2 protein-coding genes and 1 pseudogene are annotated in these 1912 nt (G+C 74.2%); all 3 read right to left on the bottom strand.

What is annotated here, in order from left to right; all coding sequences use genetic code 11:
- Positions 1-214, bottom strand: a pseudogene (locus C1J00_RS42690) (hypothetical protein); the annotation flags it as partial.
- 336 nt (positions 215-550) lie between these two features.
- Positions 551-1144, bottom strand: a complete 594-nt coding sequence (locus C1J00_RS42685; protein WP_102914153.1) for an HhH-GPD-type base excision DNA repair protein — start codon at positions 1142-1144, stop codon at positions 551-553.
- 59 nt (positions 1145-1203) lie between these two features.
- A partial coding sequence (locus tag C1J00_RS42680) for a siderophore-interacting protein (RefSeq protein ID WP_102914152.1) occupies positions 1204-1912 on the bottom strand: 709 nt, incomplete at its 5' end.

Genomic DNA, 1912 nt, shown 5'->3' with positions numbered 1-1912 from the left:
CGGCGGTGCGGCGGGCGGCCCGGGCCGGTGGGCGCGGGGCGGTGTCGAAGAGGTCGTACTCGACGGTGATGCTCTGCCCGGGGGCGGTCGCCGTCCCCCCTGTCAGGGCCTCGGCGTGGGCGCCCGGCAGGAGCAGGGCGAGCAGCAGGACGAGCACCCGCAGCCAGACGCGCCGGCGGGGGCCGCGGGGTTCCTGCTGCGGTTCGGGGGTCACGGGAGGTCATTCCCCCCGCTGTCCGCCCGCCGTCCGCGCCGCTTCTCCCGCCGGCTGTGAGATCCGCTCGCCCGGCCCCCGCCGGCCCGGGACGGGGCCGCGGTCCGGGTGGTGATGCCGCGACGACAGGACCGTATGCCCAGCGCTTCCGGGCGACGCGGGGCGGTGGGCGCGGGGTGTGCGTCGGAGGAGTCGTGCTCCGGGTCCCAGGGGGAGCCGCCAGGTGGCTCGCTCATGGTTCATGCTGGGATCGCCCCGCAGGCAGCCGCCACCCGAGCCGGGCCAGGCGACTGACGCGGTGCTCGCGTCCTGCCCGCCGAAGGCGCGTGGGCGCGGCTACTTTCCGGTGGCCTTCGACGCCTTGGCTGCCGCCTTCGTCTCCTGCTTGTGCGCCCGCACCTTGACCAGGGACTCGGGGCCGGTGATGTCGGCGACCGAGCGGAACGAGTCCGGCTCGCCGTAGGAGCCCGCCGCCTCGCGCCAGCCCGTGGGCCGCACCCCGAGCTGCTTGCCGAGCAGGGCGAGGAAGATCTGGGCCTTCTGCTTGCCGAAGCCGGGCAGTTCCGCGAGCCGCTTCAGCAGTTCCCTGCCGGTGCCGGCGTCCTTCCAGACGGCCTCGGCGTCGCCGTCGTAGTGCTCGACGAGGTACTGGCACAGCTGCTGGATCCGCTTGGCCATGGAGCCCGGGTAGCGGTGCACCGCCGGCTTCTGTGAGAGCAGCGCGGCGAAGGCCTCCGGCTCGTGCGCGGCGATCTCGTGGGCGTCCAGGTCGTCGCTGCCGAGCCGCTGGGCGATCGTCGCCGGGCCCTTGAACGCCCACTCCATCGGGACCTGCTGGTCCAGCAGCATGCCGACCAGCGCGGCGAGCGGGCTGCGGCCGAGCAACGCGTCGGCCTCGGGATCCTGGGCGAGGTGAAGAGTGACGTCCATGTCCCGATCATCCCCCGGGGCGGGCCCGGCCGCGTCCGGAGCCCGGCCGTCTCCGCCGCTCAGGTCGCCCGCCAGTAGCCCAGCGCGTGCACCCGCTGCTTGGGCAGGCCCAGTTCCTTGCGGACGTACGCCGTCAGGGCCCGGGTCGTCACCGTGTCGCACGCGATCCAGACGTATGGGTCGGCCGTGCTCCGGAGCAGGCCGGGCAGGTCCGACCTCACCCGTTCGACGAGGTGCGCGCCGGAGTCCTGGCGCGGCACCTTGCGCACCTCGTGCCGGTCCGGGTCGGTGCGGAACGGCAGGTCGTCGTCGCCGCCCTCGAACCAGACGGTGGCCGGGGCGGAGCCCAGGGCGTCCAGGAGGGAGTTGATGGCCGGGAGCGAGGCCGGGTCGCCGACGGCGAAGACGTGCGAGGGCGCGGGGCTCGGGTGCTCGAAGCCGGTGCCCTGGACGGTCGCCCCGATGGTGTCGCCCGGCTTCGCCGCCCTGGCCCAGTCGCTGGCGCACCCCTCGTGCAGGGCGAACTCCAGTTGGAAGGTGCCGGTCTCGGCGTCCGGGTCGACCAGGGTGTAGGCCCGCTGGTGCGGCTTGCCCGCGTTGTCGAACCACAGCCGTACCCACATGGTGGGGTGGACTCCGGTCGCGGCCAGGAGACCGCCGTCGGTGAAGCGCAGCCGCCGGTAGTCCGGGGTGACGTCCTCCACGTCCGTCACCGTGAACTCGAAGTCCTTGCCGCGCAGCAGTTTGAGGACCGCGCCCTCCCAACCC

Origin of the sequence: Streptomyces cahuitamycinicus, from assembly GCF_002891435.1 — a bacterium.
Lineage (GTDB): Bacteria > Actinomycetota > Actinomycetes > Streptomycetales > Streptomycetaceae > Streptomyces > Streptomyces cahuitamycinicus.
This window is presented reverse-complemented; position numbering and strand designations above follow the sequence as displayed.

Excerpts from the sequence above, each read along its gene's own strand:
- C1J00_RS42685 (WP_102914153.1), bottom strand. The coding sequence starts at position 1,144 with ATGGACGTCACTCTTCACCTCGCCCAGGATCCCGAGGCCGACGCGTTG.